The 23,202-nt window shown below is 61.5% G+C and carries 21 protein-coding genes and 1 pseudogene; 10 read left to right on the forward strand and 12 right to left on the reverse strand.

Annotation, left to right across the window (positions count from 1 at the left end; translation table 11 throughout):
* Window positions 1-77: 77 nt before the first annotated feature.
* From VOM14_RS02825 to VOM14_RS02835, 3 genes are all read left to right on the forward strand, one after another.
* Window positions 78-941: an amidohydrolase family protein gene (locus VOM14_RS02825; RefSeq protein WP_327627136.1), complete on the forward strand. Its 864-nt coding sequence runs from the start codon at window positions 78-80 to the stop codon at window positions 939-941.
* Window positions 942-1,094: 153 nt separating this feature from the next.
* Window positions 1,095-2,396, forward strand: coding sequence for a dicarboxylate/amino acid:cation symporter (locus VOM14_RS02830; protein ID WP_327627137.1), 1,302 nt, complete (start codon window positions 1,095-1,097; stop codon window positions 2,394-2,396).
* A 121-nt stretch (window positions 2,397-2,517) separates the two neighbouring features.
* Entirely contained in the window at window positions 2,518-3,567 is a 1,050-nt protein-coding gene (locus VOM14_RS02835; RefSeq protein WP_327627138.1) for a porin, read from the forward strand.
* A 52-nt stretch (window positions 3,568-3,619) separates the two neighbouring features.
* Here the strand turns inward: VOM14_RS02835 and VOM14_RS02840 are convergent, their stop codons facing one another.
* Entirely contained in the window at window positions 3,620-4,759 is a 1,140-nt protein-coding gene (locus tag VOM14_RS02840) for an MBL fold metallo-hydrolase (protein ID WP_327627139.1), read from the reverse strand.
* An 82-nt stretch (window positions 4,760-4,841) separates the two neighbouring features.
* Here VOM14_RS02840 and VOM14_RS02845 point away from each other — a divergent pair, with 82 nt between their 5' ends.
* Window positions 4,842-5,456: a TetR/AcrR family transcriptional regulator gene (locus tag VOM14_RS02845; protein ID WP_327627140.1), complete on the forward strand. Its 615-nt coding sequence runs from the start codon at window positions 4,842-4,844 to the stop codon at window positions 5,454-5,456.
* A gap of 12 nt (window positions 5,457-5,468) precedes the next feature.
* Here VOM14_RS02845 and VOM14_RS02850 read toward each other — a convergent pair whose 3' ends face one another.
* The 4 genes from VOM14_RS02850 to VOM14_RS02865 form a co-directional block, all read right to left on the reverse strand.
* Entirely contained in the window at window positions 5,469-7,244 is a 1,776-nt protein-coding gene (locus VOM14_RS02850) for a SulP family inorganic anion transporter (RefSeq protein WP_327627141.1), read from the reverse strand.
* A 33-nt stretch (window positions 7,245-7,277) separates the two neighbouring features.
* Window positions 7,278-7,670, reverse strand: coding sequence for a hypothetical protein (locus VOM14_RS02855; RefSeq protein ID WP_327627142.1), 393 nt, complete (start codon window positions 7,668-7,670; stop codon window positions 7,278-7,280).
* 250 nt (window positions 7,671-7,920) lie between these two features.
* The gene (locus VOM14_RS02860; RefSeq protein ID WP_327627143.1) at window positions 7,921-8,337 is read right to left on the reverse strand and encodes a cupin domain-containing protein; all 417 of its coding nucleotides are present in this window, start codon (window positions 8,335-8,337) and stop codon (window positions 7,921-7,923) included.
* A gap of 120 nt (window positions 8,338-8,457) precedes the next feature.
* Entirely contained in the window at window positions 8,458-9,423 is a 966-nt protein-coding gene (locus VOM14_RS02865; protein ID WP_327627144.1) for a LysR family transcriptional regulator, read from the reverse strand.
* Between the two features lie 122 nt (window positions 9,424-9,545).
* Here VOM14_RS02865 and VOM14_RS02870 point away from each other — a divergent pair, with 122 nt between their 5' ends.
* Entirely contained in the window at window positions 9,546-10,151 is a 606-nt protein-coding gene (locus VOM14_RS02870; RefSeq protein ID WP_327627145.1) for a peroxidase-related enzyme, read from the forward strand.
* A gap of 12 nt (window positions 10,152-10,163) precedes the next feature.
* On the opposite strand, the gene VOM14_RS02875 is transcribed toward VOM14_RS02870, so the two are convergent.
* Window positions 10,164-11,414: an MFS transporter gene (locus VOM14_RS02875; RefSeq protein WP_327627146.1), complete on the reverse strand. Its 1,251-nt coding sequence runs from the start codon at window positions 11,412-11,414 to the stop codon at window positions 10,164-10,166.
* Between the two features lie 169 nt (window positions 11,415-11,583).
* Here VOM14_RS02875 and VOM14_RS02880 point away from each other — a divergent pair.
* A pseudogene (locus VOM14_RS02880) lies at window positions 11,584-11,817 on the forward strand (LPS-assembly protein LptD); the annotation flags it as partial.
* 3 nt (window positions 11,818-11,820) lie between these two features.
* On the opposite strand, the gene VOM14_RS02885 reads toward VOM14_RS02880, so the two are convergent.
* Window positions 11,821-12,747 (reverse strand): LysR substrate-binding domain-containing protein, encoded by a 927-nt coding sequence (locus VOM14_RS02885; protein ID WP_327627147.1) that lies wholly within the window; start codon window positions 12,745-12,747, stop codon window positions 11,821-11,823.
* Between the two features lie 301 nt (window positions 12,748-13,048).
* Between VOM14_RS02885 and VOM14_RS02890 the strand changes: the two genes are divergently transcribed.
* Window positions 13,049-13,786: a DUF899 family protein gene (locus VOM14_RS02890; protein WP_327627148.1), complete on the forward strand. Its 738-nt coding sequence runs from the start codon at window positions 13,049-13,051 to the stop codon at window positions 13,784-13,786.
* Window positions 13,787-13,791: 5 nt separating this feature from the next.
* Here the strand turns inward: VOM14_RS02890 and VOM14_RS02895 are convergent, their stop codons facing one another.
* Window positions 13,792-15,765, reverse strand: a complete 1,974-nt coding sequence (locus VOM14_RS02895) for a putative bifunctional diguanylate cyclase/phosphodiesterase (RefSeq protein WP_327627149.1) — start codon at window positions 15,763-15,765, stop codon at window positions 13,792-13,794.
* A gap of 181 nt (window positions 15,766-15,946) precedes the next feature.
* Entirely contained in the window at window positions 15,947-16,330 is a 384-nt protein-coding gene (locus VOM14_RS02900) for a hypothetical protein (RefSeq protein ID WP_327627418.1), read from the reverse strand.
* A gap of 350 nt (window positions 16,331-16,680) precedes the next feature.
* Here VOM14_RS02900 and VOM14_RS02905 point away from each other — a divergent pair, with 350 nt between their 5' ends.
* On the forward strand, window positions 16,681-16,959 hold the full coding sequence (locus VOM14_RS02905) for an HU family DNA-binding protein (protein ID WP_006049832.1): 279 nt from the start codon (window positions 16,681-16,683) through the stop codon (window positions 16,957-16,959).
* Window positions 16,960-17,151: 192 nt separating this feature from the next.
* Here the strand turns inward: VOM14_RS02905 and VOM14_RS02910 are convergent, their stop codons facing one another.
* The 3 genes from VOM14_RS02910 to VOM14_RS02920 all read right to left on the reverse strand — a co-directional run bounded on the left by VOM14_RS02910 (window position 17,152) and on the right by VOM14_RS02920 (window position 20,172).
* Entirely contained in the window at window positions 17,152-18,270 is a 1,119-nt protein-coding gene (locus VOM14_RS02910) for a 3-deoxy-7-phosphoheptulonate synthase (protein WP_327627150.1), read from the reverse strand.
* A 150-nt stretch (window positions 18,271-18,420) separates the two neighbouring features.
* A complete protein-coding gene (locus VOM14_RS02915) occupies window positions 18,421-19,293 on the reverse strand; it encodes a DUF72 domain-containing protein (protein ID WP_442955510.1) in 873 nt (290 codons plus the stop codon).
* 111 nt (window positions 19,294-19,404) lie between these two features.
* The gene (locus VOM14_RS02920) at window positions 19,405-20,172 is read right to left on the reverse strand and encodes a TetR/AcrR family transcriptional regulator (protein WP_327627151.1); all 768 of its coding nucleotides are present in this window, start codon (window positions 20,170-20,172) and stop codon (window positions 19,405-19,407) included.
* 212 nt (window positions 20,173-20,384) lie between these two features.
* Between VOM14_RS02920 and VOM14_RS02925 the strand changes: the two genes are divergently transcribed.
* Window positions 20,385-21,566, forward strand: a complete 1,182-nt coding sequence (locus VOM14_RS02925; protein WP_327627152.1) for an isovaleryl-CoA dehydrogenase — start codon at window positions 20,385-20,387, stop codon at window positions 21,564-21,566.
* A gap of 27 nt (window positions 21,567-21,593) precedes the next feature.
* Window positions 21,594-23,201 (forward strand): carboxyl transferase domain-containing protein, encoded by a 1,608-nt coding sequence (locus tag VOM14_RS02930; protein WP_327627153.1) that lies wholly within the window; start codon window positions 21,594-21,596, stop codon window positions 23,199-23,201.
* The last annotated feature ends 1 nt before the right edge of the window (window position 23,202 follow it).

Genomic DNA, 23,202 nt, shown 5'->3' on the forward strand with positions numbered 1-23,202 from the left:
TCGCGGCCACAATCCGCTTACTCCAGCTTACAGACAGAGCCGCATGGCGCGGCCATCCAGATAGAGACGAAGCTCCCATGAAATCCTGCCTGCCGCCCGATCCCAATCCTGTCCGGCCCGCTCACCGCTTGCCCGCCGGTGCTTGCGACGCGCATTGCCACGTGTTCGGTCCCGCGGCCGTTTTCCCGTATGCGCCGGATCGCAGCTACACGCCGCCCGACGCGCCTTTCGAGCAACTGGTCGCACTGCACGATTTTCTCGGCGCAAGCCGGGGCGTGATCGTGCAGGCGAGTTGCCACGGCACCGACAATACCGCGATGCTCGACGCCATCGCGCGCGGCAACGGCCGCTATCGCGGCGTCGCGATTGTCGACGGCGATATCACCGACGAAGCACTCGCCGATCTCGACGCACGCGGCGTGCGCGGTGTGCGCTTCAATTTTGTCGCGCATCTGGGTGGCGCGCCCGATCTCGACGTATTCGACCGTGTGCTCGAACGCATTCAGCGGCTCGGTTGGCACGTGGTGCTGCATCTCGATGCGCAGGACATTCTGCAATACGCCGAACGCATTGCGCGCATCCAGGTGCCGTTCGTGATCGATCACATGGGCCGCGTGCGGGCCGAGGCGGGACTCGATCAGCAGCCGTTTCGCCAGTTGCTGGACCTGATGCGCAATCCGCTCGCCTGGGTCAAGGTGTGCGGTTCCGAACGCGTATCGGCAGGCCGCCGTCCTTTCGACGACGCCATCCCGTTCGCTCAAACGCTGATCGAGGCCGCGCCCGACCGTGTACTGTGGGGCACGGACTGGCCGCATCCGAACATCAGCAAGGACATGCCGAACGACGGCGAACTGGTCGATCTGCTGTTCCGCTTCTGCCCCGACGAGGCGCTGCGCGAAAAGCTGCTCGTCACGAACCCCGCGCGGCTCTACGGCTTCTAGACCAATCGGTCCGCCGCGACATTAACGTAATGAACTGCCACGAAGATGGCAGGCATGCGGAAAGCAACGTGTCACGTCTTTCCGCTCACTATTCCTGTTGGAGACAACGATGATCAAACACGATTTACGCGTTATCGGTTCAGGAGCGGCTATATGAGCGAAAGCGCCGTCATGAATTCTTCCGCGCCCAGCATGAAGAAGCCGTTCTATCGAACGCTCTATTTTCACGTCTTCGTTGCGATTCTTCTCGGCGTGCTGCTCGGGCATTTCGCGCCTTCTCTCGCCGTGAAAATGAAGCCGCTCGGCGACGCGTTCATCAAGCTGATCAAGATGGTGATCGGCCCGATTATCTTCTGCACGGTCGTAACCGGCATTGCCGGGATGGGCGACATGAAGAAAGTGGGGCGCGTGGGCGGCAAGGCGCTGCTGTACTTCGAAATCGTTTCGACGCTCTCGCTCGTCATCGGTCTCGTGGCAGGGCACATCTTTCATCCGGGCAGCGGCTTCAATCTGAATCCGGCCACCATCGATACCAAAGCGCTTGCCGGATTCACGACTGCCGCGCATCAGCAGAACACGGTCGAGTTTCTGATGCACATCATTCCGAACACCGTCACGGGCGCGTTCGCATCGGGCAATGTGCTGCAAATCCTGCTGATTTCCGTGCTGTTCGGTGCGGCGCTGGCCGCGACGGGCGAGCGCGGACGTCCGCTCATCGCGATGATCGACTACTTTGCCCATACGTTTTTCGGCATTGTTCACATCATCATGAAGGTTGCGGCAATCGGCGCATTCGGCTCGATCGCGTTTACGATCGGCACGTATGGCATCGGCGCGGTGGTGCCGCTGCTGAAGCTGATCGGCGCTTTCTATGCGACGCTGCTGATCTTCGTGATCGTGGTGCTCGGCGCGATTTCGCGGATGCTCGGTTTCAGCATTCTGCGCTTCATGAGCTATATCCGCGAAGAGATCCTGATCGTGCTCGGCACCAGTTCGTCGGAAGCGGCGCTCCCGCAGATGCTCGAAAAGCTGGAGCGCCTCGGTTGCTCCAAATCCGTTGTCGGTCTCGTCATTCCCGCCGGCTATTCGTTCAATCTCGACGGCACCAACATCTATTTGACGATGGCGGTGCTCTTCATCGCGCAGGCGTTCAACATCGAACTCAGCCTCACGCAGCAATTGACGCTGGTCGGCGTGGCGATGCTCACGTCGAAAGGGGCGAGCGGGGTGGCGGGTGCGGCGTTCGTGATGCTGACGTCCACACTGCTGGTTTTCCCGCTGATTCCGGTGTCGGGCATGGTGCTGATTCTCGGCATTCACCGTTTCATGGGTACGGGTCTCGCGATTGCGAACACCATCGGCAATGGCGTCGCGACACTGGTGGTCTCGGCATGGGAGCGCGAGCTTGATCGCTCGAAGCTGAACGCGGGTATGTCGCGCCGGCGCGTGGACTGATCGCGTGATGACGGTCTAGCTGTCTCAACTATTAACGTCTCTTGTTGTCTGCGTGCGCAATCGCGCACGCAGCGGGAGACGCCTGCGCCAAAAAATACAAACTGGTCTGGAGACATCCTTCATGTATAGAAAAACAATCATGGCCACCGCGCTCTTCGCAGCGGCAAGCGGCGTCGCTCACGCCGACTCTTCTCAAGCCGCGGCGGGTGCGGCGACGATGTCTTCTTCGTCGGTGCAGATGTATGGTTTGCTCGGCATGTATATCGACAGCTCGAAACTCAGCACGACGCGCGCGAGCACGGTGCAACTGGCGGGCGGCGGTTTGATCACCTCGTACTGGGGCATTCGCGGACGCGAAGACATTGGCGGCGGCAATGCGGTGATCTTCGGCCTCGAAAGTTTTTTCCGGCCGAACACGGGGCAGATGGGGCGCAATACGACTGACGGGCTTTTTTCGCGCAACGCCTATGTCGGCCTGACCGGCGCATACGGCACCTTCAAGTTCGGCGAGCAGACCAACCCGACGTATATCAACCAGCAACTCGTCAATCCGTTCGGCTCGTCAGTGGTCTTTTCGCCGTTGATCGTGCAGTCGTACACGGCGAACTACAGCAATACCGTGATTGGCGATACGGTCTGGCAAAACGCAATCGAGTATGTGTCGCCGAACTACGGTGGACTCACGGGCACTGCGATTTACAGCGTGAGCAGTACGACGGGACATCAGGGACGCGACAACGTCGGCTTGCATTTGACCTATGCGAAAGGCCCATTCACAGCGGTATTCTCGGCGCAACGCGTGCGAACCGCGGCGGTCGCGCCATCGAGTGGACAGTACCTTTATCTCGCCGGCGCCGCGTATGACGCGAAGTTCATGAAGGTGTACGGCGCCGCGCAAATGACGAGCAACAACAACGTGGAGACCGGCTCGCATACTTATGAACTCGGCGTTTCGGTGCCGCTCAATCCATCGAATGTGATTCTCGCCGAATGGGCGCGCACGAAACACAGCGCGCCGCTCGATCGCAGCAATGTGCGCAATACCGGCAGTCTTGCCTACGAGTACATTCTTTCGAAACGCTCGCTGGTGTACGCGGTGTATTCATACGACAAGCTCACGGCGAACCCGTCGGGCAGCACGTACGGCGTGGGTATTCAGCACACGTTCTAAGTTGGCGGCAATGCGCGGCTCGGCTGACCGGAGCCGCGCATTGTTTGTGAGGTCAGGAGTTGACCTGCCCGGCGCGGTTGCATGAGAAGAAGCGCAAGAAGGAGCGCCGCGATTCTTTCGGCGTCTCCATGACTTCCATCACGTTGCGCCACCAACGCCCGCCGCGATGCGGCGCGGCGAGGTCGAGCCGCTCGCCCATGCGCGGCGTGGCAAGCGCAATGCCACGCGAGGCGGCGAGACCGATCACGCGCTCGAATGGCTCGTACCATTTGTGCATGGCCAGATCGAACGTGCCGTTGTGAATCGGCACGAGCCACTGGCCGCGCAAATCGATATGCGCCTGCACTGTATCTTCCGGTTGCATGTGGACATACGGCCATTGCGCGTCGTAGGCGCCGGTTTCGACGAGTGTCACGTGAAATGGACCGAGACGTTCGCCAATGGTTTTAAAGCCGTCGAAGTAGCCGGTATCGCCGCTGAAGAACACGCGCAAATCGCGCTCGACGATCACCCACGACGCCCACAACGTGCTGTTGCCGTCGAACAGACTGCGCCCCGAAAAATGCTGCGCGGGCGTCGCCGTGAATGCGATGCCGTCGATCTCCACGCTCTGCCACCAGTCGAGCTGGCGCACCTTGCCTGCTTCGATACCCCAATCGATGAGCCGGTCTCCCACGCCGAGCGGCGTGACAAACATCTGGGTGGTGGCCGCGAGCGCAAGCACGGTCTCGCGGTCCAGGTGATCGTAGTGGTCGTGCGAAAGAATCACGCCGGCAAGCGGCGGCAAATCGGCGAGCGCGATGGGCGGCGCATGAAAACGCTTGGGGCCGAGGTTCCGGAACGGCGACGCGCGTTCTGCGAAGACGGGATCGGTCAACCAGAACTGACCGCGCAACTTGAGCAGCATGGTTGAGTGCCCGAGCCGATAAAGGCTGCGGTCGGGCGCGGCATCGAGATGCTCGCGCGTCAGCGCATCGACGGGCAAGGCGGCCGCCGGAGCGGTGCCTGCCGGCTTGTTGAACAACACATTCCACGCAATGCTCAAGGTCTTGCCGAATCCTTCCACGGGGCGCGGCTTGACGTTACGAAAGCGCTCGCCGTCATGTTGCGCCGACAGGCCGGACAACTCGCGCCCGCGCCGGGCGGCGGTGAAACCCAAAGCACGGCTGATGGAATCGATGAGCGATGTCATGTAAGACGTCCCGGGTCGAAAGTAGACTGGCTAGTGTAGTTTATTATCGAAGAAAGTAAACCACTCGGTGTAAAATTTCCGGATGGACCCGACCGCTACTCATCAACGCCTGACCGACCGCAAGCGCCTTGCGGTGATCACCGCGGCTATCGAGGAATTTCTCGCGGCCGGTTTCGACGCGACCAGCATGGACCGCATTGCCGCCCGCGCGAACGTTTCGAAACGCACGGTCTACAACCATTTTCCGAGCAAGGAAGCGCTGTTCGCCGAGATCTTGCGGCAGTTGTGGGACGCGAGTCATGAGGGCGAGACGTTCGCTTATCGCGCGGCCGTGCCGTTGCGCGAGCAACTTATCGAACTGTTGATGCGCAAGCTGAGGCTACTGAATGACGAGGCGTTTCTGTCGCTGGCGCGCGTCGCAATCGCGGCGGGCATTCATTCGCCTGAGCGCGCGCGCGACATGGTGGCGCGTCTCGGCGAACGCGAGGAAGACCTGACCGTGTGGATACGCGCGGCCATCGCCGATAAACGTCTGCGCATTCCCGACCCTGCGTTTGCCGCGCATCAGTTGCAAGGGATCGTGAAGGCGTTTGCATTCTGGCCGCAAGTGACGATGGGGCAACCGCCGCTTGGCAAGGCCGAACAGCAGAAAGTCGCGGATTCCGCGGCGGATATGTTTCTCGCGCGCTACGCGTGAGGGCGCTCGCGCTCACGCATCGTCTTCCCAGTCGTGCCACTTCACGTGGTGCGTTTCCAGATAATCGCCAACGGCGCGTCCCACGGTCGGCACGAAATAGCGCTCGCCGATACGCTCAAAAATGCCATAGCGTTTCAGGCTGTCCTTGACCGGCCCTTTCAGTTCCGCGAAGCAGAGTTGGACCTTCATCGTGTCGAGTTCATCGTCGAGTTCGGCGAGCATGTCGGCGGCGGTGATGTCGATATCGGTCACTGGCTCGGCAGCAATCACGATCCAGCGCGTGGCAGTGGGCGCCTCGTCGATTGCGCGCCGCACCCGCTCGCGAAAGATCTGCGCGTTGGCAAAGAAGAGCGGGGCATCCCAGCGCAGCAGCACGAGTCCTGGCACGCGCCGGGCATCGGGATGCCGCGAGATGTCGTGATAGCCCTTCACGCCGTCCACGCGCCCGAGCACGGCCGCATAGGGCCGCCACGCGCGCCACAAAAACATCAGCACGGCGAGCGCCAACGCAATGCCGACGCCTGCCACCACACCCGAGAGCACGACGCCGATGAAACACACGAGCGCCTGCACGAGTTCGCCGCGCCGAAGCCGATAAAGGCGCAACAAGCCACGAGTTTCCAGCAACGCGAGCGAGGCGGCGATGACGACCGCCGCGAGCGCCGCTTGCGGCGTAGTGCGCAGCGCTTGCGGCGCGAACAGCAACAGGATTGCGACGACTGCGGCCGCCACCAGACCGGTGGCCTGCGTTTTCGCTCCAGCGGCTTCGGCAACCGGCGTGCGCGATCCGCTCGCGCTGACCGGAAAACCCTGAAACAACGCGGCGGCCACATTCGCGACGCCGACAGCAAAACATTCCTGATTGCGATCGACATGCGCACCGCTGCGCAGTCCATAAGTCTGCGACAACATGCTGACGTCGGTGAGCGTGACGAGCGCAATCGCGGCCGCGCTCGCGCACAGTGCGAGCCAGTCGTTTAACGAGAGCATCGGAAATTGAGGCGCGGGCAGACCGCGCGGCAATGTACCGACGATTGCAATGCCTGCGTGCGCGGCGAGATCGGTCAGTGATGCAGCGACAGTTGCTGCGGCGACGGCGATCAGCACACCCGGCACTTTCGGCGCCCAGCGCCTGCAAGCCAGAATGACGGCGAGCGACGCGATACCGATAGCGAGCGCCGCGCCGTTGATGTGGCCACTCACCACGCCGCGCACGATTTCCCGCGCCTGTGCGATGAAAGATTCGCCTTTAACCGGAAAGCCAAATAGTTTGGATAACTGACTAATCATGATGGTCAGTATGATGCCGTTCAGATAGCCGTAGCGAATCGGCGTCGAAAGAAGATCGGCGACGAAGGCGAGTTTGAGCAAACCGACCGCTGCGCAAAGACCTCCGGAAAGCAGCGCCAGCGCGCCCGCGATCATCACGGCTTGTGCGCCGCCGCGATGCGCGAGCGGCATCGCGGCGGCGAGAATCAGCGCCACCAGCGCGGAATCCGGTCCCAACACGAGGATGCGGCTCGGGCCGAACAGCGCGTAGGCCACGAGTGCCGCGAGCGACGCATACAAGCCCGTGACGGAGGGCATGCCCGCCGCTTCCGCGTAGGCCATACCGGCCGGCACGAGAACGGCGCTCAGCGTGACACCGGCGATGACGTCGTGCGGCAGCGAGCCGGGCCGATAGCCGCGCATCCACACGAGGGCCGGCACCCAACGCGCGAGCCGGCCCGCACCGGCAGTGTCCCCGCGCGCGGCGCGAGCGTTGGCGTGAGGTTTTCCGGTGCGCACGTTGCGTGATTATTTGCCGGGATGTCCGTTCATTTATGGCGCGAGCGAGTAAGGCTCGTCGGGTACGTTGAAGAGGCTGTCGTCGACGTTCATTTCGATCGCACAGTCGCCTTCGCGCGCGGGCGGGTTTTGCATTTCGCCGAAGCGCTTCCGCACGGCGGCCTTAAGGCGCTCCTGAATCATTCTGCGCTTTGCGGTGTGCATCTCCGTGTACGAGTCGATTTGCGTCTGCGAAAATTTGAGGGTCGCGACGCAGCGCGCATCGAGTGTCGTGTCGCCGCGCGATTCGATAACCCACGACAATTGCACGTAAAGCGTGGAGCCTTCGTCGTAGGTCATCACGCTCGGCGATTTCGGCGATTCGAAGGCGCTGGCGAGCGCCAACTGGATTTCCTCGATGCGTTGCATCCGGTCCGCTTTACGCATGACTGACATCTCCCGATAGTGTGCGAGGGCGTGACGGCGCCATTGACGCGGTCGCAACATGGTGCATGTGCACGGCGAGGCGCTGCCGTCATTTACTTAGATGTGAACTCGCAAGCAATGAACCATCCGCGTGGATAAGCAGTAACGCTCCAGCGCTCGCCGGGCGAGAGAATCGAGCGGGCGCGCGCAACGTGTATGTATTGCCGGTTTTTACACGGGATTGCAACTTGTACAGGGCAGGAACTTCGCGCTACGCGTCCACGGCGGGATCATAGGGCACGACGGGTTCATACTCGTCCGCCAGATTGCGCGCCACGATCGCGCGCGCCGCAACGGTTTGATCCAGATTGAACGGTTGATGCGGCACGCCAGGCGCAATGAAGAGAAAGTCGCCGGCCTCGGTAATCACGGACTCGCGCAAGCCGGGGCCATAGCGCGTCTCCACTCGGCCTTCGAGGATGTAAATCGCCGTTTCATAACCGGCGTGAGAGTGTGGCTCCGCGTGGCCGCCGGGCGGCACGACGACCATGTACATCGACAAGCCGGTGGCCCCCGCCGTGGCCGCGGAAATACCGACGAAATACGGCAATCGCTGCATCGTCGCCATTGCCTTGTCGGGGCGCACCTTGACGACGGTTGCGCGTGCGTCGTGCGAAACGTTCGACATAACGGCTCCTTTGCAATCGGCCGAATCAGCTTGGCGTGTCGCGCGTCGGTTGGCATAGAGGCGCGCCGTGATGCAAAGTCTAGACGATAGCGGCGTCGTTGTCGGACCTTCTACAGTGCTTTATCGGCTCGACGTTGCCTGTTTTTGTCTGGTGCGTGGCGTGCCCTTTACGCCCGGCTTGTCGTTCTGTCCCGCCAATGCCGCGCGCAAACGCGGCAGTGCGAAGTCTATAAAACTGCGTGTTTTCAGGGGCAATCTTCCTTGCCCTGCGTGCATGACGCTCACGGGCACCGGCTCCGGTTCGTAGTCGCGCAACAGCAGTTTCAGCTTTCCTTCATCGACGGCGCGCGCCACCTGATAGGACAGCACGCTGGTCACGCCCACGCCGGCGATGGCGGCGTCGATGGCCGCTTCCGCCGTATTGACCGACAGTCGCGGGCGAATCGACACCGCTTGCTGCGGCGCAGCCATTGCCGCGAAATTCCACACAGGACCAGAAGGCAACGAATCGAAATTCACGCACGCGAAGCGCGCGAGATCGGCGGGCGTAACAGGTTCACCGTGCTCGGCGAGATAGTGCGGACTCGCGCAAATCACGCGATTCACTGTGCCGACCTGAGTGGCAACCATGCTGCTATCGGGCAGATTGCCGATGCGCAGCGCGACGTCGATATGTTCGTCGAGCAGATGCAGATTGCGGTCCGCGAGCACGAGCCGCACGGCGATTTCGGGGAACGTGGCAAGGAACTCGTTGACGACGGGCAGCACATGCAGCCGCCCAAACACAACGGGAGCGGTCACAACCAGCTCGCCGCGCGGCGTGCTGTATTCGCCCGCTGCGGCGTTTTCGGCTTCGCCGACCTGTTCGAGAATCTGTTTGCACGCGGCGAGATAGGCCACGCCCGCGTCCGTTAGCGTGAGCTTGCGCGTGGAGCGCACGAGAAGCCGCGCGTTCAGATGCACTTCGAGTTCCGCGACTTTGCGGCTCACGGTCGGCAGCGGCGTACGCAGCTTGCGGCTCGCAGAGGAGAAGCTGCCGGTTTCGGCGGCGGCTACGAAAATCGACATTGCTTCCAGACGGTCCATGAATCCGCTCGCTGATCGGGAGTGAATCGATGGAAAATACCGGATTGCCGCGCGTTCGGAAAGCGCGTGATTGCGTCAGCGCTACAATCGTCTTCAGTTGAAACGCAAAACGGAGAGACAGCATGACAAATCTACAGCCGATCAGCCGCTACCCCGTTCCCGAGCCGGGCGAATGGCCCGAGGACATCAGCGCGCGCATTCTCGAAGTGCAGCAGAAGGCCGGATTCGTACCGAACGTTTTTCTCACGCTCGCACATCGGCCCGACGAATTCCGCGCGTTTTTCGCCTATCACGACGCGTTGATGCTGAAAGAAGGCGGCCTCACGAAGGGCGAGCGCGAAATGATCGTGGTCGCCACCAGCGCGGTGAACGATTGCCTCTATTGCGTCGTCGCGCACGGCGCGATTCTGCGCATTTATGAAAAGGCGCCGCTGCTTGCCGATCAGGTTGCCGTCAATCATCGCAAGGCGGACATCACTGAGCGGCAAAAGGCCATGCTCGACTTTGCGCTGAAGGTGTGCCGCGAATCCGGCACGGTCGATGAGGCCGACTTTCAAACGTTGCGCGAGCACGGATTTTCAGACGAAGACATCTGGGACATCGCCGCGATCACCGCGTTCTTCGGTTTGTCGAATCGCATGGCCAATGTCATTTCGATGCGTCCCAACGACGAGTTCTATCTGATGGGCCGCGTGCCGAAAGCCGCTGCGAATACGCCGCAAAAATAGGGCTTTTTGTGTTCACGCGCTCGCCGTGTGCGGGTGTGATGCGGGCGTGCGCAGCACGGTGTCGTCGATAGGAAAGTGCAGCAGGGCGGCAATGAGTCCGCTCGCTACCGTGGCTTCCCACAGCAGCGAATAGGAGCCGGTCAGATCGAAGACGAGGCCGCCCAACCATGCGCCGAGAAACGAACCGATTTGATGGCTTAGAAAGCACACGCCGAATAGGGTGCCCAAGTGCCGCGTGCCGAATACTTTCGCCACGAGTCCGCTCGTGAGTGGGACCGTGCCGAGCCAGGTCAGGCCCATGACGGCTGCGAATATGACGACCGTCATGGCACTTTTCGGCAGCAGAAAGAATGCGCCGATGGTCACGCTGCGAATCAGATAAAGCCAACCGAGCACGTGATGCTGCCGGAACCGGCCGCCCAGCCAGCCGCATGCCCAACTGCCGATCATGTTGAACAAACCGATCAGCGCAAGCGCGGTGGCGCCGAGTCCGAGCGGCATATGACAGAGCGACAGATAGCCCGGCAAATGCGTCGCGATGAATGCGAGCTGAAACCCGCACGTGAAGAAGCCGAGCGTCAGCAACCGGTATCCGCGATGCCGCGCGGCTTCGGCAAGCACGTTGCGCAGCGGCGCAAGCGGCGCTTCCTGATGCACCGCGCCCGACTGCGCGCGACGGTCGAGCACGATGCCGAGCGGCGCGACCAAGAGCATCAGGAAAGCCAGCGCGAAGAGCGATGTGGCAATGCCCGCATGGAGCCTGATGCCTTGCACGAGCGGGACCATCAATACCTGTCCGGCTGATCCGCCGGCGCTGACAAGGCCCATCGCCATGCTGCGCTTTTCCGGCGAGGCAATGCGCCCTACCGCGGGCAATACCACGCCGAACGTGGTGCAGCTCACGCCAATGCCGACCAGCAAACCCATGCCGACTATCAACATCGGCGCGCCCGGCGCAGCGGCTGCAATCCCGAGTCCCGCCGCGAATGTCGTCGCACCGAAAGCGACGACCGGTGCGGCGCCATAGCGATCGGCGGCCGCGCCCGCGAACGGTTGGGCGAAGCCCCACACCAGATTGTGCAGTGCAATCGCGAAGGCGATCAGCGTCACCGGCAAACCGCGATCGAATGAAAATGGGCCAATGAATAACCCGAAGGTTTGCCGGATGCCCATTGCCGCGCTGAGGACGAGCGCGGCGGCGAGAATCACCAGGGTCGTGTGATTGAATGCTGGAGTAAAGCGCTTGCTGTTGGCGGTCGACATGGTTCTGATCTCCTTCGACGCAATGGTCGCAGCGAGTATCAGAAGCGGCAAAAGAAAACTTTTTGACGATAGGTGAGCACGGCTCACCTATGCAATGCAGCGGATACAGCGCGGAGGTTCTGAAAAGCGCTTGAGGTCAGAACCATGTGCCGATCTGAAACTGGAACTGTTCATTGTCTCGGGACAATGGCCGCTCGCGCGCAATGTCGTCAGCGTTGCACGCGTCAATGACGACATGACCGCGCATCGCCTGATTGCGCGTTTGTTTGGCATTCAGTACGACGCCGATTGCGGGTCGTTAGGCGTTAACGGATTGCTGAATCAGTTTCGCGAGAATGTGCCGGGTTATACGCCAGCTTCGACGGTGGAAGAACCGGTCTCGCGATTCAGCGACTATCCGTAAGCGCTATTGCGCGGCCTGCAACGCAATGTTCGTGTCGGGTGAAGACTGCGCGGCTTCGCTGAGTATCCATCGTCTGAAGTCGAGCAGTTCTGGCCGACGCTCCGCGGTTTCCGCGCTGACGAGCCAATATGCGCCGGCCGAGGCGATGGTGTCGGAACTTGCCTCGACTAGCGCGCCGCTCGCGAAGTCGCGGTCCACCAGCGGCTTTCGACCGAGCGCGACGCCCAGACCCATGCACGCGGCTTCGAATGCAAGCTGGATCGTATCGACGCGCAGGCCGTCGCCCGGATCGATGCCCTCTGCACCGGTTGCCTCCAGCCACGCTTGCCAGTCTTCACTCGCGGCATTCACGTGAATCAGCGTCGCTTTGCGCAATGACGGAATGCCATGTTCGTCGCGCAAAGTGTCCAGATAAGCCGCGCTGCACACCGGCACGAATTGCTCGCCAAACAGGCGAGTCCACGCGGTTCCCGCCACCGGCGCGCGGCTCAGGCGAATGGCGAAGTCGAATCCGTCCACCGGAAAGCCAACTTGACGATGCGATGTATCGACGGTCACATTCACCTGCGGCCAACGCGAGCGGAATTGCTGCAAGCGCGGCAGCAACCAGCGCGACGCAAACGTCGGCGCGCAACTCAGCGCGATAGGGCGATCCGCGCGATGATTCGGCAGACGCTGCGTGCCGACGGCGATGAGCGAAAACGCTTCGGACACGTAGGATAGATAGTCCGCGCCGGCGACAGTCAGCGAAATGCCGCGCGGCTCGCGCACGAACAGTTCGACGCCGAGCGTCCGTTCGAGACCGACAATGCCGTGACTGACGGCACTCGGCGTCACATTCAATTCTGCGGCGGCGAGCTTGAAACTTTGATGCCTGCCGGCTGCTTCGAAAAAACGGAGCGCGGGCAGAGGCGGCAAACGTAGCGGCATGGTGCATCCCCTATAACGGCGCATCGCGCGCGGCGTTCGCGTGCGTGCTGTTGCGCGACAGCATACCGCGACGCGCACGGCAAACGCGTCGCGGCGCTTCGTTGCAGTGCGCAAAACGTGCCGATAAACGCGTCGATAAACGCGTCGATAAACGTGTCGATAAACGTGTCGATAAACGCCGCGCAAAATTGTTCACGCGCGATGTCGATTTGCCATTGCTTCATTCGTCGTGTCGATGTGGGCGGCGACGCGTATAGCGCATCGGGCGCCTTTGTCCTATTTCCTCGCAAGGAGATGGCTGATGACCGAACTGAACGATTCCACACAGGCACTCAAGCCGGCCCGTGAACTGGCCGACTCGCCGCGCCGTTTTCCCGGCGAAAGCGCTGAATATCGTCGTGCGCGCAACGATCTGCTCGCTGAAGAAATCGAGTTGCGCCGCCATATAGAAAGGGTGGCCGCGCAGCGGCGCGCATTGCCGCCTGGCGGTGTCGTACCTGAGGACTATCGTTTCGACAGCGAAGCCGGGCCCGTCACACTGTCCGACATGTTCGGCGCGTACAACACGCTCGTCACGTATAACTGGATGTTCGGGCCGCGGCGCGAGCGGCCGTGCCCGATGTGCACATCGCTGCTCAGCGCCTACGATGGCGAAATGCCCGACATGTTGCAGCGCGTCGCGTTCGCGGTGATTGGCCGCTCGCCGATGGAAAAGCTCGTGGCCTTCAAGAAAGAGCGCGGCTGGCGGCATCTGCGGCTGTATTCTTCTGCGGCCAATACATTCAATCGAGACTACGCGGGCGAAGATCCCAATGGCGACGACGTTCCCGCGTTCAATGTCTTCACACGAAACGGCAATACAGTACGGCACTTTTGGGCCGAGGAAATGGGCCCGTGGACTTCCGATCCGGGCCAGGACCCGCGCGGCGCACCTGATGTCATGCCAATCTGGACGGTACTCGACATGACGCCCGGCGGTCGCGGCCGCGACTGGTATCCGAAGCTCCAGTACGACACTGCGCCGCTTAACGGCAGGTGAAGAACTTACCGCGAAGTCTCGGTTGCCTGACTCCACTCCGGCGTCGATTTCAAATAAGCGGCAACGGCGCCGGAACGCATGGGCCGGCTAAACAGATAGCCTTGCACCGCGCGTGCGCCCAGTGCCTTGACCACTTCTGCCTGCGAGGCGGTTTCGAGTCCTTCCACCACGCATTCGAGTCCGAGGTTCTTGCACAGATCGAGCACCGACTTGACGATCTTCTTCGACGCGCTGTTGGAGTCCACGTCGGTCATGAAACTGCGGTCGATCTTGATCGAGTCGAAGGGCAGACGGTGCACGTAGCTGAGACTCGAATAGCCGGTGCCGAAGTCGTCGAGCGAAACGCGGCAGCCTGCTTGCTTGATCATGGTGAGCGCCGAGCGCGCCTGTTCGAAGTCGCGCGTCACCGCGGTCTCGGTGATTTCAAACGAGACGCGATGCGGCGGCACGCCGCTCGCCGCGACAATATCGATCAGGCGGCGCGCGCGCGCGGACGTCGAGATGTCGATGGCGGAAAGATTGAATGACAGATAGAGGTCGGACGGCCAATGCGAGACTTCGGCAAGCGCTTTGCGTAACAGCACTTCGGTTACGCGCAAGATGACTTCCGTTCGTTCTGCAATCCGAATGAATTCCTCTGGCTTGACGGCGCCAAGCCGCGGATTGTGCCAACGCCCGAGCGCTTCGAAGGCGATAGGGCGTTGGGTGACGACATCGGCAATTGGCTGAAACTCCAGAAAGAGCTCTGTTTCCAGTTCGGCGTGACGCAATTCCTGCGTGACGAGACTGGAGCGCCGGATGCGTGTCTCGTGCTCCGTCGAGAAAATCACGGCGGTGCCGCGGCGGCTTTCCTTACCGACGTAAAGCGCCGCGTCCGCGCGTTCGAATACTTGCGTGACGGTTCGTCCCGCATCGGGAAACGCGGCCCAGCCGATCGTGCCCGACAGTTCCGCGATATTGCCTGCGACACGATAAGGCTGGCTGAGCACGTCGCAAATGCGCTCGCCCAGTTCGAGGAGCGCGTGGTTCGATTGCCGGTCTTGCGCGAGCACGCCGAATTCGTCGCCGCCAAGACGTGCGAAGAAAATGCCCGGCTCGGCAAGCGAAAGCAGCCGCAAGCCGACTTCCTGGAGCACGAGGTCGCCGCTCGCGTGGCCGTAAATATCGTTGACCTGCTTGAAGCCGTCGAGATCGATCAGCCCGACGTTAAAGCCGCCGCCGTTGCCGAGCGCTTGTTCGGACAGCGCGCGCAGCGAGGCGAAGAAGCTGCGGCGGTTGGGCAGATCCGTGAGGCTGTCGATGCTCGCGAGGCGGAAGTTCTCGTCGCTGAGCCGTTGAGTTTTTTCCTGACTCGCCTGCAAGTCGCGCTGCACATGCACGACGCCGGCAAACGAGCGGTAATACAGTTCGATGATGAACGCCAGCGCGAGCCCGACGAGCGTCATGTCGATCGCCATCGCGATGAAAACCGGCGAGCCCGTGAAGACGAGGAACGTTGCGAAGCTTAGGATCACTATGGATAGCAAAAGCAATGCGGCCCCGCGCAAATGCATCAGGCAGAATACGCAGCCCACCACCGTGGTCGCCATGTAAAACGCCACTTGTGCCTGTTCGTACGCGGTGCCGTACGGCAACAGCATCAGCGACCAGGTTGTGAATGCAACGCCGAAAATGCCGGCGACCCAAATGAGCCGGCGTAGCTCGGGAACGGCCTTGTCGTGAGTCAGCACGTGATGCCGGCTACGCCACCATCGCGCGCATCGCACGATGCACAACATGCAAAGAACGCCGGGAATGTAGATGGACATCCACGCCGGCGCACTGTGCAGATGCGTGATCGCGACGGCCATCGTATTCACGATCAGGATGAAGTAGAGCAGAGGAATCTGGCGGCCGAACGCCTGGACCTGCGAACGCACGAGTTCGGGGTCCCCTTCGGCAACAGACAACGCTTCCCTCAATCCGGCTAAGCCAACCATTCCCGTCCCTTAACGTTTGCGCCGCATGGGCAGCCCGGTATAACGGCAGTTGCCAGAAGAAGCTTGAGGCTCCAGTGCATGAAGCGCCTCAACACGGCCGGCGGTAAGAACGACCTGTGCGCCGGACTGGGCCCGCGCGTGCCCACAAGTCGCCAGTAAGTTTGACCACGCGAAGCGCCGCTCACAGAGCCGGACAGGAGAGCACGCGCAGCGGTCCGAGCGTCGTGCCGGGTTCGCCATGCGTGGCCGGACTGCCTTGCGGCGGCGTGGCCACGAGACGCACTGCATTCTCCCCAGCATTCGCCAACACATATTTTTCGGGGCTGTTAGCGGGCTGCCAGTAAGCGCGGAATACGCCGTTATCGCCGAAAACGAGCAGCTTTCCGTGCACCGTTTTCGCGCCGCTGACAAGATCGACGGGCTCGCCGTCACGAACCTGAAAGCCCTGAGAAGGGGCGGATTGGCTCGCGCCGACGAGTGTCGCGCAGGCATTTTCGTCGGCTGAAGCAGTTGCGCACAGGGCTGCCGCAACGAGCGCCGCTGTTGCAATATGGCGAAATTTCACTTTTTCTTTCTCCCGTTTGCTGCCTGACATTGCGCCACGCAAGGCGAATGCCGGGACTTTCTCCAGTGACTCCAACCGGGTAGAAAATCCGCCGGAGAGCCGTTTTGCCCGCGCTAAAGCACTGAAATTGCAACGGATTGTGATGCGCGGCGCGCGGCGCATCAATGGGGGAAATACGTAAGCGCGCGATTCTAATGGCACTTTGGCCAAGAAAATCGTCAAATCGCCTGTGGGCGGGTGATACAAGGCTTACACGCAGGGTTTGCGCGAAAGCGCGCCTATGCGTTAGTGTGTCGGTCCCGGCGCGACAGATGTAGCGCCGGTTCCATGATTACCATACGGGAAGTGCTATGAACAAACAGGAACTGATTGATGCAGTCGCCGCAGCAACCGGCGAAAGCAAAGCGGCCACTGGCCAAACCATCGACGCTATCGTTGAAGCGGTGACCAAGGCCGTGGTCGGTGGCGATACGGTGCAACTGGTCGGTTTCGGTTCTTTCTCGACCGGCGCGCGTGCAGCTCGCGTGGGCCGCAATCCGTCGACGGGCGCCGAGATCCAGATCGCCGCAGCCAAGACGGTGAAGTTCACCGCAGGCAAGGCATTCAAGGAAGCCGTCAACGCGTCGTAATGCAACGCGCTTCGCACCGGAGCGTCCGCAATGCGCTGTCATGGCGCGGCGCGAGCGATGCCTCGGGTGTGAGGAATCACGCGCTGCCCAGCCCCGACAAGAAGAACCCATCGGCGGATGGCGCGGCGCGTGTGCCGGCTTTTTTCAAGCCCGCCCGGCGTGAGCCTGATGCCATTGAAGCCGCGTTCGCAATCAGCCCGCGCGGCGCTTGCGGGTTGCCTCGGCCAGGGTTTCGAGCACCGGCTCGGTTTGGGCCCAGCTAACGCAGGCATCCGTGATCGATACGCCGTAACGCAACGGCTCTCCGGCCTTCAGATCCTGACGGCCTTCTTCCAGATGACTTTCAAGCATGACGCCGATAATGCGGCGCTCGCGAGCGGAAAGTTGCTGCGCCAGATCCTGAGCCACATCCAATTGACGCAAATGCGATTTGCCCGAGTTCGCGTGCGAGCAGTCGATCATCACCTGTTCGCGCAGGCCCGCTGATTTGAGCGCCGCGCACGTGGCCGCGACTGATGCGCTATCGTAATTCGGCCCTTTCTTGCCGCCGCGCAGAATCACGTGAGCGTCGTCGTTGCCGCGCGTTTCGAAGATGGCGGCCATGCCCATCTTCGTCATGCCCATGAACGCATGGCTTGCTCGCGCGGCCACGATGGCGTCGGCGGCGATCTGCACGCCGCCGTCCGTGCCGTTCTTGAAACCGATCGGACAACTGAGGCCCGACGCCAGTTGCCGGTGGCTCTGGCTTTCGGTTGTGCGCGCACCGATCGCGCCCCACGCAACCAGATCGGCAATGTACTGCGGGCTCAACAGGTCGAGAAATTCGGTGGCGGTCGACAAGCCGAGGCCGTTGATGTCGAGCAGCAATTGCCGCGCAAGACGCAGGCCCTCGTTGATGCGGAAGCTTCCGTCCAGACGCGGATCGTTGATATAGCCTTTCCAGCCGACCGTGGTGCGCGGCTTTTCGAAGTACACGCGCATGATGATCAGCAGGTCGTCTTTGTAGGCGTCGGCGGCGACCTTCAGTTTGTGCGCGTACTCCATGGCCTGGTCGTGATCGTGAATCGAGCATGGACCCACGATCATGACGAGCCGGTCGTCGCGCCCATGCAAAATGTCGGCGATTTCCACGCGGGTTTTTTCCACCAGCGATTGAACCGCGGGCGGCACAGGCAATTCGTCCTGCAGAAGAGCGGGGGAAATCAGCGGACGTACCGCGCCGATGCGGACGTCGTCGATGCGCGTGGTGTCCTGGGTGGCATCGGCTGAGCCGACTTCCTGGTCGTGCGAAGGATTGTCGATGGCGCTCAAAATATTCTCCCGGTCTTTTGGTGTGAGCCGGCCTCTCGGCCTTGAATGTGGGTGGATGGCGTGTGATTCGCTGCCGGGATTATGACACTCGGGCGTGTCCAGTGAAAACGCGCCGGAAATGCCCTGGAAATACTACAGAAACGCCGCGGCTCAAAGACGTTTCATCAAGGCCATTGCCGCTGCGGGATTGCGTTCCTTAAAGCCGCTGATCACGTACAGATAGACATCGCATGCGGCTGTTTTCGCGGGCGATGTGGCGTAAGTTTGCAGGTCGCCCGGCGTCGTCCCCGCGGCCAGTTGACGGGCGCGTTCGGCCCATGCGTCGAGTGCCTTCGTCGAATAGCCCTGGGCCTGCTTGTCCGTCGTGCCCATGATGCGTGCATACACGAACGGCGCGGTGATGTCGGCGATTTGCGGATAGTCGCTGTCGCCGGCCACGACGATCGCGACTTGGTATTGGCGAGCGAGCGCGATGAATTCCGGCGTTTGGAAACTCTCGTTGCGCACCTCGATTGCATGTCTGAGCTTCAGCCCTTCGATGCTCGCGGGCAGCAGCTTCAGAAAGGCCTCGAAGTCTTCCTTGTCGAACTTTTTGGTGGGCGCGAACTGCCAGTTAATGGGGCCCAGTTTCTGCTTGAGCAGCAGGACGCCGCTTGCAAAGAAGCGTTCGATCGTCTCGCCCGCGTCCGCGAGTACTTTACGATTGGTCGCGTAACGCGGCGCTTTCAATGAAAAGACGAAGTTCTCCGGCGTTTGCTCAAACCACTTTTCATAGCTCGCCGGCTTTTGCAATCCGTAAAACGTGCCGTTGATTTCGATTGAACTGAGTTGGCGGCTCGCGTAGTCGAGTTCGCGGCTTTGCGTGAGATCGTCGGGATAGAACGTGCCGCGCCACGGCGCATAAGTCCAGCCGCCAATTCCGACCCTGATGTTGCCGGCTTTTGCTTTCGCGGCTTTCGCGGCTTTGGCGGCGCTTGTGGTTTTTGCGGCTTTTGCGGTTTTTGCGGGCTGGGTATCCGTCACCTCATGTTCTCCTTTGGGCTGCGCTTCACATACCGGTAGACCGGTAGATTAGCGTCTTTTTCAGCACCAGGCAGAACCTGCGGCCAGCATGAAGAAAGCGAAAGCGGCCCGCTATTCGCTGCCCGCTTCGTGGGATGAACGAGTCGCCGCATCAGCGCCGATTCGACGGGCAGCCTCCTCGAAACGCCGGTTCGCCTCGGCGACTTCCACTCTGAATTGCTGCAATGCATTCACCGCGAGATCGGGCGGCGTCAAGGCAGCCCACAACACGTCGATCAACTGATCCGCCGTGGCGTCGATGTCGATACGCTGGTTCGCGAGTGTCGCGTCCCAGAGCACGTGCTCCATGGGACCGAACACCATCGAGCGCAATAGGCGCAAAGGCATGTCCGTGCGGATCTCGCCGCTTTTCTGGCCTTTCGCCAATACGCGCATTAGCGGTGCGGTGTAGCGGCGCTGCAATTCGGTCAGCGCTTCGCTCAGTTCGTGGTGGCGCGCGCGTCCTTCTGAGAGCACGAGCGCGCACAGGTCAGTGCCGTTCACGAGCATGAGCCGCAAATGCGTGCGCACGATGAACGCGAACTGCTGGCGCACGCTGCCGTCGCGCGGCAATCCGGACTCGATTGCGCCGATGATCTCGTCGTACCAGTCGCCGATCACGCGCGCGCACAACTCGCGTTTTCCGCGGAAATAGCTGAAAACGGTGGCTTCGGAAATGCCCAGACGCTGCGCGATTTCCGCCGTGGTCGCGCGCTCGAAACCCTTTTCGGCGAACACGGCGCGCCCCGCCTCGAGAATCTCTTTCACGCGTTGCTGCGACTTGCGCCCGGCCGGCTGGCGGCGCGAGGCGGGCAATTCGGCCTTGAGAGCAACCGTCATATGAGTAAAAGTCAAGTTTTGGAGAGGGATTGACCGTGCGCGGCTTGTTTGATCGGATGCTAGCACAGTGCACGTAGTGCGTAGCCAGATTAAACGATTTCTGAGTATGACTCAAAAATACCGCTTGACGCTTACGTAAATCTGGCGTGAAATTCGCCTTGAACGTCGCCGGCGTGATTGACCGGCCGCCAACGAACTCTGGAGACACAGCAATGAGCAACCTGCCCGGCTTGCAATTCCCGCTCGGTGAAGAAATCGAAATGCTGCGTGACAGCATCGCGGGATTCGCTGCGAAAGAAATCGCGCCGCGTGCCGCCGAAATCGATCGCACGGACCAGTTCCCGATGGACCTGTGGCGCAAATTCGGCGATCTCGGCGTGCTCGGCATGACGGTCTCGGAAGAATATGGCGGCGCGAACATGGGCTACACCGCGCATATGGTCGCGATGGAAGAAATCTCGCGCGCGTCGGCGTCGGTCGGCCTCTCATACGGTGCGCATTCCAACCTCTGCGTGAACCAGATTCATCGCAACGGCACCGAGGCGCAAAAGCAGAAGTACTTGCCGAAACTCGTGTCGGGCGAACACGTCGGCGCGCTTGCCATGAGCGAGCCGAACGCGGGCTCGGATGTGGTCAGCATGAAGCTGCGTGCTGACAGGAAGGGCGACCACTATGTGCTCAACGGCACGAAGATGTGGATCACCAATGGCCCGGATTGCGACACGCTCGTCGTCTATGCGAAAACCGATGTCGAAGCGAATTCGCGCGGCATTACCGCGTTTATCGTCGAAAAGGGCATGAAGGGTTTCTCGGTTGCGCAGAAGCTCGACAAGCTCGGCATGCGCGGCTCGCATACCGGCGAACTCGTGTTTCAGGACGTCGAAGTGCCGCAGGAGAACATTCTCGGTCAATTGAACGGCGGCGTGAAAGTACTGATGAGCGGCCTCGACTACGAGCGCGCGGTGCTTGCTGGCGGCCCGACCGGCATCATGGTCGCGGTGATGGACGCCGTCGTGCCGTACATCCACGACCGCAAACAGTTCGGCCAGTCGATCGGCGAATTCCAGCTGATTCAAGGCAAGGTCGCCGATCTGTACACCACATTGCAGGCGTGCCGCGCGTATCTGTACGCGGTGGGCCGTCAACTGGATACGCTGGGCAACGGGCACGCGCGCCAGGTTCGCAAGGACTGCGCGGGCGTGATTCTGTACACGGCCGAAAAGGCCACGTGGATGGCCGGCGAAGCGATCCAGATTCTCGGCGGCAATGGTTATATCAACGAGTATCCGGTCGGACGTTTGTGGCGCGACGCGAAGCTGTATGAAATCGGCGCGGGCACGAGCGAAATCCGCCGCATGCTGATTGGCCGCGAACTGTTCGCGGAAACGATGTAAGCCGAGCCACAACAGGAGAACGACGCGATGCCCGTCATCGAATCCAAGCTGAATCCGCGCTCCGACGACTTCCGCGCGAACGCGGCGGCGCTCGAGGCGCTGGTTGCCGATCTTCGCGCCAAGGTCGAGAAGCTCGCGCTGGGCGGCGGGCAGGCGGCGCGCGACAAGCACACGGGCCGAGGCAAACTGCTGCCGCGCGAGCGCATCGAGAAGCTGCTCGACCCCGGCACGCCGTTCCTCGAGTTCTCGCAACTCGCGGCCTACGGCATGTACAACGACGACGCGCCGGGCGCGGGCGTCATCACCGGTATTGGGCGGATCGCGGGACAGGAGTGCGTGATCGTCTGCAACGATGCAACGGTCAAGGGCGGCACGTACTATCCGGTCACCGTGAAGAAGCACGTGCGCGCGCAGGAAATCGCCTCTGAAAACCATTTGCCGTGCGTGTATCTCGTCGATTCGGGCGGCGCGAATCTGCCGAATCAGGACGACGTGTTCCCCGATCGCGATCACTTCGGCCGCATCTTCTACAACCAGGCGAATCTGTCGGCAGCGGGCATTCCGCAAATCGCCGTCGTGATGGGTTCGTGCACGGCGGGCGGCGCCTATGTGCCGGCCATGAGTGACGAATCGATCATCGTGAAGAATCAGGGGACGATTTTTCTCGGCGGCCCGCCGCTCGTGAGAGCCGCCACCGGTGAAGTGGTGAGCGCGGAAGATCTCGGCGGCGGCGACGTGCACACGCGTCTGTCCGGCGTGGTCGATCATCTCGCGCAGAACGACGCGCATGCATTGGCGATCGCGCGCAGCATCGTCGGCAATCTGAATCGCACGAAGCATGTGCCGGTCACGTTGCAGGCGCCGAAGCCGCCGCGTTACGACGTGAAGAGCATGTACGGCGTGATTCCCGTGGATACGAGAAAGCCGTTCGATATTCGCGAGGTGATCGCGCGTATCGTCGACGACTCCGCCTTCGACGAATTCAAGGCGCGCTACGGCACCACGCTTGTGTGCGGTTTCGCGCATATCTGGGGACATCCGGTCGGCATCATTGCAAACAACGGCATTCTGTTTTCAGAGTCGGCGCTCAAGGGCACGCACTTCATCGAGCTGTGCTGCCAGCGCAAGATTCCGCTCGTGTTTCTGCAGAACATCACCGGCTTCATGGTGGGCCGCAAGTATGAAAACGAAGGCATCGCGCGCAACGGCGCAAAGATGGTGACGGCGGTTGCGACGGCGAAGGTGCCGAAGTTCACGGTGATCATCGGCGGCTCGTTCGGCGCGGGCAATTACGGCATGTGCGGCCGCGCGTATTCGCCGCGTTTTCTCTGGATGTGGCCGAACGCGCGCATCTCCGTGATGGGCGGCGAGCAGGCGGCGTCCGTGCTGGCCACGGTCAGGCGCGACGGCATCGAAGGCAAGGGCGGCTCGTGGAGCGCGGAGGAAGAAGAGGCCTTCAAACAGCCGATTCGCGAGCAATACGAACATCAGGGCCATCCGTACTACGCGAGCGCGCGTCTATGGGACGACGGCGTGATCGACCCGGCGCAGACCCGCGACGTGCTCGGTCTCGGTCTGTCCGCTGCGATGAATGCGCCGATCGAAGACACGCGCTTCGGCGTGTTCCGGATGTGAG

The sequence above is a fragment of the Paraburkholderia sp. MPAMCS5 genome (genome assembly GCF_036016995.1).
In the GTDB taxonomy this organism is placed as follows: domain Bacteria; phylum Pseudomonadota; class Gammaproteobacteria; order Burkholderiales; family Burkholderiaceae; genus Paraburkholderia.

What these genes read in the sequence shown, in the direction of transcription:
- VOM14_RS02825 (WP_327627136.1), top strand. Translation starts at nt 78, where the DNA reads ATGAAATCCTGCCTGCCGCCCGATCCCAATCCTGTCCGGCCCGCTCAC.
- VOM14_RS02830 (WP_327627137.1), top strand. Translation starts at nt 1,095, where the DNA reads ATGAGCGAAAGCGCCGTCATGAATTCTTCCGCGCCCAGCATGAAGAAG.
- VOM14_RS02835 (WP_327627138.1), top strand. Translation starts at nt 2,518, where the DNA reads ATGTATAGAAAAACAATCATGGCCACCGCGCTCTTCGCAGCGGCAAGC.
- VOM14_RS02840 (WP_327627139.1), bottom strand. Translation starts at nt 4,759, where the DNA reads ATGACATCGCTCATCGATTCCATCAGCCGTGCTTTGGGTTTCACCGCC.
- VOM14_RS02845 (WP_327627140.1), top strand. Translation starts at nt 4,842, where the DNA reads ATGGACCCGACCGCTACTCATCAACGCCTGACCGACCGCAAGCGCCTT.
- VOM14_RS02855 (WP_327627142.1), bottom strand. Translation starts at nt 7,670, where the DNA reads ATGCGTAAAGCGGACCGGATGCAACGCATCGAGGAAATCCAGTTGGCG.
- VOM14_RS02860 (WP_327627143.1), bottom strand. Translation starts at nt 8,337, where the DNA reads ATGTCGAACGTTTCGCACGACGCACGCGCAACCGTCGTCAAGGTGCGC.
- VOM14_RS02865 (WP_327627144.1), bottom strand. Translation starts at nt 9,423, where the DNA reads ATGGACCGTCTGGAAGCAATGTCGATTTTCGTAGCCGCCGCCGAAACC.
- VOM14_RS02870 (WP_327627145.1), top strand. Translation starts at nt 9,546, where the DNA reads ATGACAAATCTACAGCCGATCAGCCGCTACCCCGTTCCCGAGCCGGGC.
- VOM14_RS02875 (WP_327627146.1), bottom strand. Translation starts at nt 11,414, where the DNA reads ATGTCGACCGCCAACAGCAAGCGCTTTACTCCAGCATTCAATCACACG.
- VOM14_RS02885 (WP_327627147.1), bottom strand. Translation starts at nt 12,747, where the DNA reads ATGCCGCTACGTTTGCCGCCTCTGCCCGCGCTCCGTTTTTTCGAAGCA.
- VOM14_RS02890 (WP_327627148.1), top strand. Translation starts at nt 13,049, where the DNA reads ATGACCGAACTGAACGATTCCACACAGGCACTCAAGCCGGCCCGTGAA.
- VOM14_RS02895 (WP_327627149.1), bottom strand. Translation starts at nt 15,765, where the DNA reads ATGGTTGGCTTAGCCGGATTGAGGGAAGCGTTGTCTGTTGCCGAAGGG.
- VOM14_RS02905 (WP_006049832.1), top strand. Translation starts at nt 16,681, where the DNA reads ATGAACAAACAGGAACTGATTGATGCAGTCGCCGCAGCAACCGGCGAA.
- VOM14_RS02920 (WP_327627151.1), bottom strand. Translation starts at nt 20,172, where the DNA reads ATGACGGTTGCTCTCAAGGCCGAATTGCCCGCCTCGCGCCGCCAGCCG.
- VOM14_RS02925 (WP_327627152.1), top strand. Translation starts at nt 20,385, where the DNA reads ATGAGCAACCTGCCCGGCTTGCAATTCCCGCTCGGTGAAGAAATCGAA.
- VOM14_RS02930 (WP_327627153.1), top strand. Translation starts at nt 21,594, where the DNA reads ATGCCCGTCATCGAATCCAAGCTGAATCCGCGCTCCGACGACTTCCGC.